Consider the following 12,923-nt stretch of genomic DNA (forward strand, 5'->3'; position numbering starts at 1 on the left):
TTATTTTTGTTCGTCCTTTAAGGCTCTTCTTAGAATCTTACCAACGTTTGTTTTTGGTAGTTCATCTCTAAACTCAACGAGTTTAGGCACCTTATAGTTCGTTAAATTATCACGACAGTGCTTTATTATATCTTTTTCAGTTAAAGATTGATCTTTTTTCACGACAAAAACTTTAACTTGTTCACCACTGACCTCATGAGGAATACCAATAGCTGCTACTTCAAGCACGCCATCGTGCATAGCAACAACTTCTTCGATCTCATTTGGGAACACGTTGAAACCAGATACGATAATCATGTCTTTCTTACGATCAACAATGTAGAAGAAGCCTTCATCGTCGTAAGTTGCAATATCACCTGTTGCAAACCAACCGTCTTTTAAGCATTCGGCTGTTGCATCTGGGCGATTATAGTAACCTTGCATAACTTGTGGGCCTTTAACCCAAAGCTCGCCTGGCTCACCTTTCGCTGCTTCTTCACCATTTTCAAGCATAAGCTTAATATCAGTGCTAGGAGCAGGTAAACCAATTGAGCCGTTATAACCTTCAAGGTCGTAAGGGCTGACTGTTACAAGTGGTGCACACTCAGTTAGGCCATAACCTTCCATTAATTTGGTTTTTGTTACAGCTTGCCATTTTTCAGCAACTGGACGCTGTACCGCCATACCACCGCCAAGTGACATTTTTAAGCTTGAGAAATCAAGTTCAGCAAAACCTGGGGTATTTAGTAAACCGTTAAATAGCGTATTTACACCAGTTACAGCAGTAAATTTGTGTTGTGCTAACTCTTTTACAAAGCCCGGCATATCACGAGGGTTTGTAATAAGTACGTTTAAACCACCGTATTTCATAAAGGTTAGGCAGTTCGCTGTCAGAGCAAAGATGTGATAAAGCGGCAGTGCCGTAATAACCACTTCTTTTCCGCGCTCTAATACTTTGTCTAAACAACCTGATACTTGTTCAAGGTTACCAACCATGTTGCCATGCGATAGCATTGCACCTTTAGATACACCCGTTGTACCACCTGTGTATTGCAAGAATGCTAAGTCATTTAAATCAACTTCTGGCTTTTTGTAGCTCGCTTCGTTACCAGCAAGCGCATCTGCAAATTTGATTGCATTTGGCAATGTGTAGCTAGGCACCATTTTCTTAACGTGCTTAACCACAAAGTTAACGATGTGCTTTTTAAGGCCTCCCACCATATCACCCACTTGAGTAACCACGATGTGCTTAACGTTGGTTTTAGGTAATGCTTTTTCTAGGGTATCGGCAAAGTTAGCAAGAATGAAAATTGCTGATGACTCAGAGTCATTTAACTGATGCTCTAATTCACGCACGGTGTAAAGTGGGTTTACGTTTACCACTACACAGCCTGCACGAAGAATGCCTAAAATAGTCACAGGCGTTTGTAGTAGATTCGGCATCATCACCGCTACTTTATCGCCTTTTTTCAGACCAAGATCATTTTGAATGTACGACGCAACACGTTTTGTAGCACTGTCTAACTCACTATAGGTCAACACTTTACCCATGTTGGTAAAGGCTGGAAGGTCACTATAGTCAGCAAAACTTTTTTCAAACAAGTCGAGTAGCGAGTGATAATGCTCAGGGTCGATTGTTTCAGGCATACCTTCTGGGTAGCGTTTAAGCCAGATTTTTTCCACTCTTAGCTCCTGTTTATAATTATATTTTTTAATAACCTTAATCTAACTAAGGCCGTTTCTCAATGGAGTAAATACTCTAATGGTGCAGATAATCCCACATTTGGTGCAATTATACAATTAACTTGCTTTATACTGCCCAATAAATGCATGAATGTGCTCTAAGGTTAATGCAGGACTTTGCATATGGCAATGGTGACCTCCAGGTATCTCATGAATTTTTAACTCCTTGTAATATTTACCATATGCCTCTAGGTTATCTCTAACAAAAGGATAACCCTTATCCCCTAGGATAAGCTGACATGGTGTGGTAATTTGTTTGATGGTTGCAATACATTGCGCCTCATCAAAGCGAAATCCTGAGTGATTTTTAAGCTTAGGATCGGTTGTTAAATACCACTTACCTGCTTTTTCGTAACTATTTCGTGTCATTAATAGTTCTGCTTGTGGGTATTCAAGGTCGCCACTTGCAAGCCTTGCACTAATAATGTGCGCTATTGAGTCAAATGCACGAGGGCTTTTGCTGTTTACCCGCGCTCTATTTAATATCGCTTTACGAAGTTGGCCGCTCACTTCATTGCTGTTGGTTGTAACGCAGCCAATTCCCTCAATAAAGTTTACCGATGCCACCTTTTCAGGAAAGCAGCTCGCAAAAACGCCAGCGACCATAGCGCCCATAGAATGGCCAACTAAATGCACTTTCGTTACATCAAGTGACTCAATAAACCGATAGACGTCATCAACATAATCAATAAAGTAATAATGGGCGTCACTGCTTCGCCAATCAGACAAACCATGGCCAGGAAAATCAAGGCAATACCAACGCTGGTTTAACTGCGCGTTTTGTAACATAGGTATGTAACTATGTGCGTTATCAAGCCAACCATGTAAGGCAACCACAACCTCTTCGCCATGACCAAAGGTTAGGCCATGCATTGCCTGAGTGCCAGTTTGAAAAGAAAAAGGTTGCACAATTGCTCCTATTTATTAAGCGTTTCAACTTAAAGGCGTTTATTTATCGTCTGGCTAGTATACAATAATCCTCGCAGTATAAATAAGGGCACAATAATAAGGTTACATCAATGAAATTAAAATTAAGTCTTTTAGCATTATTATGCTCAGCAGGCTCAGTAATGGCTGAATCAGCACCAAAAAACATCATTTATATGATTGGTGATGGTATGGGCCCGGCGTACACAACTGCATATCGTTACTTTAAAGATGATCCAAATACTAAAGTTGTTGACCCAACTGTTTTCGATACTATTTTGCGTGGTATGGCACATACCTACCCTGACGATCATACCTATGTAACAGACAGCGCAGCAGGTGCAACAGCACTGAGCAGTGGTCATAAGAGTTATAATGGCGCAATTGCCGTTGATACTGATAAAAAACCAGTAAAAACCATGCTTGAGGTTGCTAAAGAGCGTGGCATGACAACAGCACTCGTAGCTACTTCGCAAATCAATCACGCTACACCAGCAAGCTTTGCTTCACACAACGAATCACGCCGTAACTACGACGAGATTGCTAACGACTATATCGATAACAAAATCGCAGGTAAATTACCGGTTGATTTAATGCTAGGTGGCGGCACGAAATATTATGTTCGTAAAGACCGTAATCTAGTGGAAGAGTTTAAAGCGGCTGGCTATCAGTACAGCGATGACTTCGCAGCAATGAATGACTTAAAGCAAGTTCCAGCGCTTGGTTTATTTGCTGAAGTCGGTTTACCGTTTGCGCTTGACGAAAATCCAACGCGCCTTACGCAAATGACAACTAAAGCGCTTGATTTACTTGATGGTCAAAACGACAAAGGTTTCTTTGTGATGATCGAAGGCAGCCAAATTGACTGGTGTGGTCATGCAAACGACATCGCATGCGCAATGGGCGAAATGGACGACTTTGCTAAATCGATTGAACAAGCAAAAGCGTATGTAGATAAAAACCCTGATACCCTGCTTGTTATCACCGCCGACCACTCAACAGGTGGATTAACACTTGGTGCTCATGGTCAATATAAGTGGGAAACAGACGTTGTTAAAGGTGTTAAAGCAACAGCAGGCACTATCACAAAAGATCTACTTGAAAGCGATGACTTAAAAGCAGTATGGCAAAAGTATTCTGATATCGAGTTTACTGATGCAAACAGCATTAAGCTTAGCCAAGCTAAGAAAATGGGCGAGAAAGCGTTACTACTTGCAGTAAAAGATATTATCAATCATGCCAGCTTCACAGGTTGGACGACTGGCGGCCACACCGCTATTGATGTACAAGTATTTGCCTATGGTAAACGTGCAGAAGATTTCTACGGTTCGCAAAACAATACTGCGATTGCCGACAAACTGATTGATTATATAAAACAGTAAGTTATATTGAATACTGTCCAATCATAAAAAAAGCCTAAACAATTTGTTTAGGCTTTTTTGTGAATTCAGTTTTACCAATTAGCTAAGCATATACATCAACGCCAATAAGGCTTTGCACTTCGGCGCGGCGCTCTAAGTTAGCAAATTCTGTATAGGTTGAAATAGCACGACTGGTTTTTGGGTTGCTTGGTTTGTCATAAATTGTTTGCTGATAGTTTTGCGACTCAGCTGTAAATTCATCAGCAATAGCAACAGCTTGAGGGCTTGATTTAACATACTCTGTTGACGATTTTTGCTCAGCCGTTTGCTCTGATATAGCTTTGGGCTTATCAGTAACGGTATTTTTACGGCTATATTGACCGGGAATGTCACCGGTATAAAAGCCTGAGCCAATAGGTAAAGTCAAACTCGTAATTCCACATCAAACATGACTAAATTATGTGCCATAACTAACGGGCACGCAAGTCCCGTTATTCTTTCAGTTACTCTCGGCCCGGTAGCTTTTTCCAAGTCACTGTATCACGAACATATTTAGGCTGTGCATTGGCTGCAGTCACCGTTTCACCGCTAGCGAATGCAGTGGCAACCGAGGCCAGCATGTACTTTGCATCAGGCAATAAAATGTTTTCATTTAAGCTTACATTTGCCAAACCTGTAACAAGTGCAGGATAGGTCTGCCAACCCGTACCCACCGCTGCCGCTGTTGTTCCAGGTAACGTTAGCAACTCAGGTTTAATGACTTGCTCTTCATCAACTAGCGTCATTAAGCCATTATCATCAGCTTTATAATGAGCGTAATAAATCTCACCCATACGTGCATCAATCGCAGAAAACACATCGTTAGCTTGGTCTTGCTCAAACGCTTGTTGTGCCATCATCTGCAATGTTGATACGCCAACCAAAGGTAAGCGTGCGGCATACGCTAAACCTTGAGCAATCGCAACACTAATACGCACGCCAGTAAAGCTACCCGGTCCTTGACCAAAGCCAATCACATCTAAGTCGGCTAGTTTACATTGTGCCTTTGCGAGTAACTCATCAATTAAAGGCAAAATCTTTTGACTGTGCTGCTGAGGGCACTCTTCAAAATGATGAAATGTTTGCCCTTGATAATGTAGCACCAGCGATAAAGCTTCAGTTGATGCATCTAAGGCAAGAATATTGTGTTTAATCATCTAAGTTACTCTAATTGATCTGTTCTAAAAACGCGTTTGCCATTGCTAAATCGCGTGTGCGGCGCATGGGTGGCAAACTTTTTAAAAATACTTGGCCGTAATGGCGTGTTACTAAGCGGTTATCACAAATAACCAACACACCTTTATCTTTACTATCGCGAATAAGTCGCCCTACCCCTTGCTTTAATGCAATGACCGCTTGGGGTAATTGAATATGGGCAAATGGGTCTTTGCCTTGTAACTGGCAATCTTGCATTTTTGCTTGCAATAATGGGTCATCAGGTGCGGCAAACGGCAATTTATCAATGATAACACAACTTAATGTGCTGCCTCTAACATCTACGCCTTCCCAAAATGAGGCTGTGCCGAGTAAAACAGCATTACCATGACGGGTAAACTTCTCAAGGATAATGCGTTTAGACATTTGTCCTTGCATATAAACCGGATAATCCATTTGTGTGGTTAAACCTTCAGCCACTAAGTGCATCATACGATAGCTAGTAAAGAGCACGAAGCAGCGACCTTTTGCTGATTTAATCAACTCAAGGGTCAGCTTGATAATTGCATGGGGCATATTATTCGCATGAGACTCAGGTAAGTAGCGCGGTAAGCAAAGTAGCGCTTGTTGTTGGTAATCAAACGGACTTTCAACAATCATGCTTTGCGTTGGTTTTAAACCAAGGCTAGCGTTAAAGTGTTCTAATTCGTTATCGACCGATAGAGTCGCCGATGTAAACACAAAGCCTGCTCCTGTGTCTTTCATCATTTGTGCGAATTTAGCCGATACATTGAGTGGTGTAATGTTTACCGTTAGGTATCGGCGAGTGGTTTCGTACCAATAACTATAGCCCGTTTGGGCTGTATCAAATACCCGCTCTAACTGACCTTTAAAGGCCAGCGTACGCTCAAACGGATGCTCTATTTTTTCGCTACGATCCAAGCATAACTTTAATACTTGGTATAAAAAGTCGAGGTCGCTAATGACCCGGTGCAGTGCTGCACAAATATCTTTATCAGCCAGCTTTTCACGCCAATCACCACGGCTACCATCAACCCCAAACTGCAAGCGTAAATCTGCCACGCTAGTTTCTAACTTGTTGAGAGTTTTGCCTAATTGCAGCATGTCAGGGATATCGGCACGGTAAATTGCACGTAAGTCATTAATTAAATCCACCAGCTTTTTAGTGCTAACACTTTCACCAAAATAGTCACTGGCAATTTCACTGAGCTGATGCGCCTCATCAAAAATATAGGCGTCTGCCGTAGGCATAAGTTCAGCAAAACCTGTGTCTTTCACGGCCATATCAGCAAAGAATAAATGATGGTTGATCACCACCACATCGGCTTCCATGGCATTTAAGCGGGCTTTACGAATATAGCAATCTTGAAAATCGGGGCACTCTTTACCCAAACAGTTATCTGCGGTTGAGCTAACATAAGGCAGTACTTTGGCGTCTTCTTCTATGCCAATACAATCTGCTAAATCGCCTGAACGGGTTTCACTTGCAAACTTTGCCACCATCGCGAGTTGATGCATTACATCAGGATCATCTGTTGGTACATGCGCAACATGCTGACTTAAGCGATAGGTACACAAATAATTCGCACGGCCTTTTAAAAGGGCAACTTTTTTAGTGGCGCTTAGTGCTTTGACTAAGTTGGGTAAATCCCGATGAAACAACTGCTCTTGTAGTGCTTTTGAACCCGTAGAGATGATGGTTTTGCCTTTTGATTTTAACGCAGGCGCTAAGTAAGCGTAGGTTTTACCCGTGCCTGTGCCCGCCTCAACCACTAATTGGTGACGTTTTTTTAAGGCATCATCAACTGCAACAGCCATGTCAATTTGTGGCTGCCGAGGAGTATATCCATCAAGAGAAAGTGCAAGGGGGCCAGTGACACTGAAAAGTTGTTTGATAAACTTCGCCAATAGATTAAAAGTGATGGGCAGATTTTACGTAACTGACTTGCCAAGGGCAAGACTAAATGAGGAAGCAAGGCTTCCTCATGGTTAAAAGTATGATTGGGTTTAAATCATTGTCCTTGAATCGTTAATGTAACGCCCGATGCAGCTCGGTAACCTTGTAAATCTATGTACCAAGTGCCAGCTTGTGGGTTATCAAATTGACAACTTTCTTCGTTACCATTTTTGTACGGCCGACATAGATAATTTGAACTTGTTGACGCTGAGCCATAGTTAACATACAAATCTGCATCGCCACTACCGCCAGAAATAGTCACCGTTAAGTTACTTAGGCCTGCGGGTATTTGTTGAGTAAAGCGCAGCCAACTTCCGGTAGCCACACTCACGTTTGTCTCAGTTCGGTCAACGTTTTCACCGCCACCTGAGGTGCTATAACTTCCCGTGAGTGACACATTCGAAATCTCATTCCACGCTTCAACCATGACATGATACGTGCCAGTTTGAACTGACGACATCACACAGCTTTCATTACTTGTAGAGGTTGTGCTTTTACAATCAAAATCCTGTAAGGTCGGCTTAGCGCCAAATTTAACGTATAAATCAGCATCGCCCGAGCCGCCCTCGGTTACAAACTCAAGGTTACTGCTCATTGCGGGTACATCAAGTGTAAAGAATAACTGATCTTTTGCTGCGCCCGACAAACCTGTTTTAGCTACGCCATTTTCAAGCTGATTAGTCGGCTCAGTTACCACATCACCAGCGTTCTTTGCCATTTCAGCAACATAGCTCACTGCCAATTTTGCAAATTTACTCGCGTGAGCCGCATCAAATTGGGCATCATTTGATGTGTGGATCAATGGGTTAATATCACTCATTGTTGATTCAAATGGCATTGAGGCGGCAAACCCTTGTTGATACCAAGAGGCATGATCTGAGCAGCCATAACCACATTGATCAAAGCCATAGCTCACTGTGGGCTGGTAAGCATCGAGCAACTGCGATAAATACTGATTTTGCGATGAGTTTGTGTAATCGGTCATCATCACAATATCTGTGTTGCTGCCGTTATTGCCAGTCATATCAAACTGCACCATACCTACAACATTCTTACTCTGAGTTTTATAACTCTGAGCAATATCTTTTGAGCCCCTAAGACCCACTTCTTCAGCGGCAAACCCCATAATTTGTATGGTTCGCTGAGGTTGGTAGTTATTTTCCACAATTGCTTTAAGGGTTTGTGTGAGCACTGCAATACCAGAGGCATTATCATCTGCACCAGGAGCACGACCATTACTTGGATTAGACTGATTGATTGAGTCTAAATGACCACCAATAACGACGATTTCATCTGCTTTTTCTGCACCAGGAATGGTCACAATAACTGATGATTGCGAAAAACTATGGTTAAAATACTCAACGCTTATATCACTGCGGCTACTGGCTATTTGCTGCCAATGCCTCTTTAACCAATCGGCTGCATCAACACCACTTTGCACTGAATAATATCGGTTATGAAAGTTCATCATGCTATTAACCGTATCGCTCAGTTCGCTACTATCAATCGATGATATTAGTGCGTTAACTGTCGTGGCATTATCAATACTGTAGTTTACTAGGCTCGCATTCATAGCTGTCTGAGCTACAGCATTTAATTGCTGAGTATAGAGCTCGGCATCTGCTAATGAGTCATGGGCTACAAAACCACCGCAGCGATGATAGTTATCGTGCATAAACTCACTTAATCCAGCGATATCCTGCTTGTTAACGCGCATAAAATTAACTTGATTCAAAGCCGATTTTTGCATCGCAAAATTGCTGTTTTGTTTACGTTTACTCAGTGTATCTTGTTGAAAGTGCTCTGCAGCAAGGGCATCAATGGTGACCCAAATTGTTTCGTCTTGCGCTGCATAACTTAGTTGGCTCAGTGACAGTGTGGCAAAGCCCATTAAGCACTGTGTTAGACGGGTTGTCATAATCAATCCTTTTATGATTTGCATTTTAATGAAAATAAAAAAAGGGAGCCGAAGCTCCCTAAAAGGGTGGCTAGTTAGCCGAAATGGTGAGTGTTACACCACTTGCAGCGCGATAGCCGCGAAGGTCGATATACCAAGTACCCGCTTGTGGGTTTGTAAATGTACAGGTTTCGCTATTGCCGTTTTTATAAGGACGGCAGTCATAACTAGATGTTGTCGATTGTGAACCAAAGTTCACATACAAGTCAGCATCACCAGAGCCACCAGAAATAGTCACATTAAGTGACGAATAACCCGCATCTAGGTCTTGCGTGAAGCGAGTCCAGCTATTTGTGCCAACACTTAAGTTAGACTCAGTACGGTTTATCGGTGTTACACCACCACCGCTGCCCGAATCAAAGCTACCTGTAAGTGATACACCTGAAATTTGATTCCACGCTTCTACCATTACGTAGTAAGTACCCGCTTGTACATTACTTATAGCGCAGCTTTCTGTGCTAGTAGATGAAGTGCTTTTACAATCAAAGTTGCTCAGTGTTGGTTTTGCGCCGTACATAACGTAAAGATCTGCATCACCACTTCCACCAGTTGTATTGAATTGTAAATTCGTTGCGTCTGCTGGCACCTCAAGAGTAAAGAACATTTGATCTTTAGCAGCGCCACTGATCCCTGTGCGTGCAACGCCATTAGTTAGCTCTTCATCACCGCCCGTAGGTGGCTCAGTTGTACCACAGCTACTACCCGCACTTAAGCTTGAAGTCACACCAACCGCCGCAAGTGCAGCTTGAACATCTGCTGGGTCATAGCTTAAATCACAGGCCGCATCCATCACGCCGTTACCTGCTAAATCCCAGTTTGTGCTGGCTGTCCAGTAAAGTTGGTTAGCGCGTGCCATCACAACAAACGCCTTTTGCGTATCCCAACCTGGTGTGGTTGCAAGGTTATAAAATGCCTTGTTGAATACACCTGAGCTGTAGTGAACATCCATACCAGAGTAGTAATTGTTTTGATGGTCAATTGAGCTTCCATCTTGGGTTGGGTTATTCATGTAACGTAGTGCACCGTTACCTTTAAAGATTTCCTGACCCACTAACCAGTCGTTTGAGCCTTTCATGTAAAACTCAGCCGCTTCACCTGCCATATCAGAGAACGCTTCGTTCAAACCACCTGATTTACCAGAATAAACAAGCCCTGAGTTTTGTTCGGTAAAACCATGGCTTACTTCATGCGCCGATACATCAAGACTTACCAGTGGATAGAAGGTATTTTGACCATCACCAAAGGTCATGGCACTGCCATCCCAAAACGCATTTTCATAGTTATTGCCGTAATGAACACGCATTTTTAATTGGAAAGTTAATGGCGCAGTGCCGACCCAATCGTTATACATATTAAAAATGACGTTACCGAAATAATGCGCATCATTTAAAGGCGAGTACGCACCGTTAATTTCTTTAAAGGTATTTTCTGGGCATGTAAACGAATACGCTGTTGAACCACTTGTACCACCATTTAAGTTAATGGTTCTTACATTTGCATTATTCATCGTACAGGTGCTGCCAGACTGAGTAACATCTAGACTATCAAAGTCAGTACCGTAGATGTATTTACCGGTTTTTAAGTTACCACCGGGGCCTGTTGCACTAGCATGTTGTAAGTTATCGAAGCTAAATAAAACTTCACCGCTGTTAGCATCAATAATTTGATACGGACGAGATGGGTTGTCGCCATACGTCACATAAGTTACTTCATACACTAGGTGTGCAACACTGTCCTCATCTAGCCAAATAGCTAAACGTGATTGTTCATTATGCTTTTTTAACCCAACTGATTTAATTGCAGCAGGTGAGTTAGCAAGGCCTTTTGCCATTGCTTTTTTCTTGTTTAGTGCCGGAGACACTGAGTCGATGTCGGCGGCAATGTCATACACCGCTGCACCATGTGCGCGCTTTAATTGGCCATTTCCATCAAATGTAAGGCTAACCGTATCGCCGATAACAGGTAGACCTTGATACATCTGCTGATAACGACGCGTGGTGTTGCCGTTACTGGTTTTGATTTCTTTTAATACAACTAAATCATTCCCTGCACCTAAACCAACTAACTGATTTGGATTTGCACTCAATACAGATGATGCATTGGTTTGCAAAGCTTGGTTAATCCCTGTTTGTTCGTTTAGGTATTTCTTGTTCGCAGCTACTGCACTTGTTGCTTGAGTCAAAGCAAAAGCAGCAAGAGTTGCTAATGTGATTTTAGATAAATTCACGTTTACGCTCCGTTAGATTGTTATGTATTTAATATTTTCCTAGTAACCGGACTGCACTGTTCCCGATTAGTGACCAGCCTAGATTGAATAGAGCGAAATTGAAAATGAAACAAAAAATTTACAAATAAAGTATTAGCTCTAAATTAAAAAGCCATAATTAACAGCAGGATAGGAATTTAAAGGTTTATAAAATGTTAATAAATACATTTAAAGTGTAAAATTATTGATACAAAATAATAACATTTATTAAACATTTGTACCTTTTATTTGTTTTTATTTTGCTCACCTCATTATTTGTGATTCACAGCCAAAAGGCTTAGATATCCATAAAAATGTCTGGGTACATAACTTGCAACAATGCTAAGTACCTAGGGTTTAAGGACTAAGCATGATTACTGATCTGATACAAAACGAATGGCTAAATGAGCCATGGCTGGTCGTCATTGGTGGTACTGTATTAGCCGCCACAGCTTTGTTTTTATTAAAGTTTGTAATCATCTATTGCTTAAAGAAATGGACCCAACGAACCGACTTTGTTTTCGACTCATTACTGGTTGACTCACTGTCTACACCATTAACCTTATGCACAATGATGGTGCTTGTGATCATTTTTGGTCAGTTATTAAACACCACCGGCTTTATGGCTGAGCACCCCTTACCTATTGCGGCCACCGCTAAAGCCATTTGTATTTTTGCCTTAGTGTTATTTTTAGACCATTTCTTATTTGGCACCGTTGATTATTACAGCGCCCGCTCTGTAGTGGTTTCGAATAGTCATAGCATCATTAAAGGCTTGATCCGCTGCGCAATTGTGTGTGTTGGCTTATTGGTGTTATTAGGCACGTTGGGTATATCAATCACTCCGATTATTGCCTCTTTGGGCATTACCTCTCTTGCCGTCGCTTTGGCTTTACAACCGACACTCGAAAACTTCTTCTCTGGCGTTCAGTTGGTGATTGATAAACCTATTCGGGTCGGCGACTTTATAGAGCTTGAAAGTGGCGATCAAGGCTTTGTTGAGAAAATTGGTTGGCGCTCAACCTGGGTAAAAATGTTGCCAAATAACATGATAGTCATCCCCAATAGTCAGCTGTCTAAATCACGCATCATTAACTATTTTTACCCAGAAAAAGAGCTCAGCGTCCCCGTCGAAGTGGGTGTTCATTATGGCTCCGACCTTGAAAAAGTTGAGCAGGTTACGTTGGATGTAGCAAGGCAGATATTAAAAAGTCATGAATGGGGCGTTGATGATTACGAAACCTTTGTGGTCTTTCATACATTTGATCAATCAAGCATCAATTTTACGGTGATGTTAAGAGCAAAAGAGTACTTTAACCGCTTTTGGGTAAAATCAGCTTTTATTAAAGCATTACACCAACGTTACGCAGAAGAAGGAATTGTTATTCCTTACCCAATCAGAGCTATTAATACCAGCCAAGAATCAGCCCAGTTTAAACAGGCTGATTGACCTAACTGAACTTATCACTATTGCGCTTTTATCAGGTTTATTTTGTCTCTTTTGAGACATTATTAACAGCGATTATACATATGCAATCA

General features: G+C 41.8%; 9 protein-coding genes. 2 read left to right on the forward strand and 7 right to left on the reverse strand.

Features of this window, described 5'->3' with window-relative positions; all coding sequences use genetic code 11:
• Together fadD and AADY36_RS19645 are read right to left on the reverse strand one after the other, a co-directional pair.
• Complete coding sequence (fadD, locus tag AADY36_RS19640; protein ID WP_285220908.1) at positions 1-1,662, reverse strand: long-chain-fatty-acid--CoA ligase FadD; 1,662 nt, start codon at positions 1,660-1,662, stop codon at positions 1-3.
• Positions 1,663-1,779: 117 nt separating this feature from the next.
• Positions 1,780-2,631: an alpha/beta fold hydrolase gene (locus tag AADY36_RS19645; RefSeq protein ID WP_285220909.1), complete on the reverse strand. Its 852-nt coding sequence runs from the start codon at positions 2,629-2,631 to the stop codon at positions 1,780-1,782.
• A 110-nt stretch (positions 2,632-2,741) separates the two neighbouring features.
• Between AADY36_RS19645 and AADY36_RS19650 the strand changes: the two genes are divergently transcribed.
• On the forward strand, positions 2,742-4,031 hold the full coding sequence (locus AADY36_RS19650) for an alkaline phosphatase (RefSeq protein ID WP_239964658.1): 1,290 nt from the start codon (positions 2,742-2,744) through the stop codon (positions 4,029-4,031).
• 82 nt (positions 4,032-4,113) lie between these two features.
• On the opposite strand, the gene AADY36_RS19655 is transcribed toward AADY36_RS19650, so the two are convergent.
• From AADY36_RS19655 to AADY36_RS19675, 5 genes are all read right to left on the reverse strand, one after another.
• Positions 4,114-4,437: a hypothetical protein gene (locus AADY36_RS19655; RefSeq protein WP_342409550.1), complete on the reverse strand. Its 324-nt coding sequence runs from the start codon at positions 4,435-4,437 to the stop codon at positions 4,114-4,116.
• 76 nt (positions 4,438-4,513) lie between these two features.
• Positions 4,514-5,206, reverse strand: coding sequence for a tRNA (adenosine(37)-N6)-threonylcarbamoyltransferase complex dimerization subunit type 1 TsaB (gene tsaB / locus AADY36_RS19660; RefSeq protein ID WP_054563875.1), 693 nt, complete (start codon positions 5,204-5,206; stop codon positions 4,514-4,516).
• A 10-nt stretch (positions 5,207-5,216) separates the two neighbouring features.
• Positions 5,217-7,133 carry an ATP-dependent DNA helicase gene (locus tag AADY36_RS19665; RefSeq protein ID WP_342409551.1) on the reverse strand — a complete coding sequence of 639 codons (1,917 nt, stop codon included), beginning with the start codon at positions 7,131-7,133 and terminating at the stop codon, positions 5,217-5,219.
• A 104-nt stretch (positions 7,134-7,237) separates the two neighbouring features.
• The gene (locus AADY36_RS19670; RefSeq protein ID WP_446728747.1) at positions 7,238-9,100 is read right to left on the reverse strand and encodes a M28 family metallopeptidase; all 1,863 of its coding nucleotides are present in this window, start codon (positions 9,098-9,100) and stop codon (positions 7,238-7,240) included.
• A 70-nt stretch (positions 9,101-9,170) separates the two neighbouring features.
• The gene (locus AADY36_RS19675) at positions 9,171-11,366 is read right to left on the reverse strand and encodes a M4 family metallopeptidase (RefSeq protein ID WP_342409552.1); all 2,196 of its coding nucleotides are present in this window, start codon (positions 11,364-11,366) and stop codon (positions 9,171-9,173) included.
• Between the two features lie 388 nt (positions 11,367-11,754).
• Between AADY36_RS19675 and AADY36_RS19680 the strand changes: the two genes are divergently transcribed.
• Positions 11,755-12,834: a mechanosensitive ion channel family protein gene (locus AADY36_RS19680; protein WP_269407143.1), complete on the forward strand. Its 1,080-nt coding sequence runs from the start codon at positions 11,755-11,757 to the stop codon at positions 12,832-12,834.
• Positions 12,835-12,923: the final 89 nt, after the last annotated feature.

It is taken from the genome of Pseudoalteromonas sp. D15MCD-2 (genome assembly GCF_038562745.1).
Classification (GTDB): domain Bacteria; phylum Pseudomonadota; class Gammaproteobacteria; order Enterobacterales; family Alteromonadaceae; genus Pseudoalteromonas.

Coding starts and splice junctions, on each gene's coding strand:
- AADY36_RS19650 (WP_239964658.1), top strand. CDS start 2,742: ATGAAATTAAAATTAAGTCTTTTAGCATTATTATGCTCAGCAGGCTCA.
- tsaB (WP_054563875.1), bottom strand. CDS start 5,206: ATGATTAAACACAATATTCTTGCCTTAGATGCATCAACTGAAGCTTTA.
- AADY36_RS19670 (WP_446728747.1), bottom strand. CDS start 9,100: ATGACAACCCGTCTAACACAGTGCTTAATGGGCTTTGCCACACTGTCA.
- AADY36_RS19680 (WP_269407143.1), top strand. CDS start 11,755: ATGATTACTGATCTGATACAAAACGAATGGCTAAATGAGCCATGGCTG.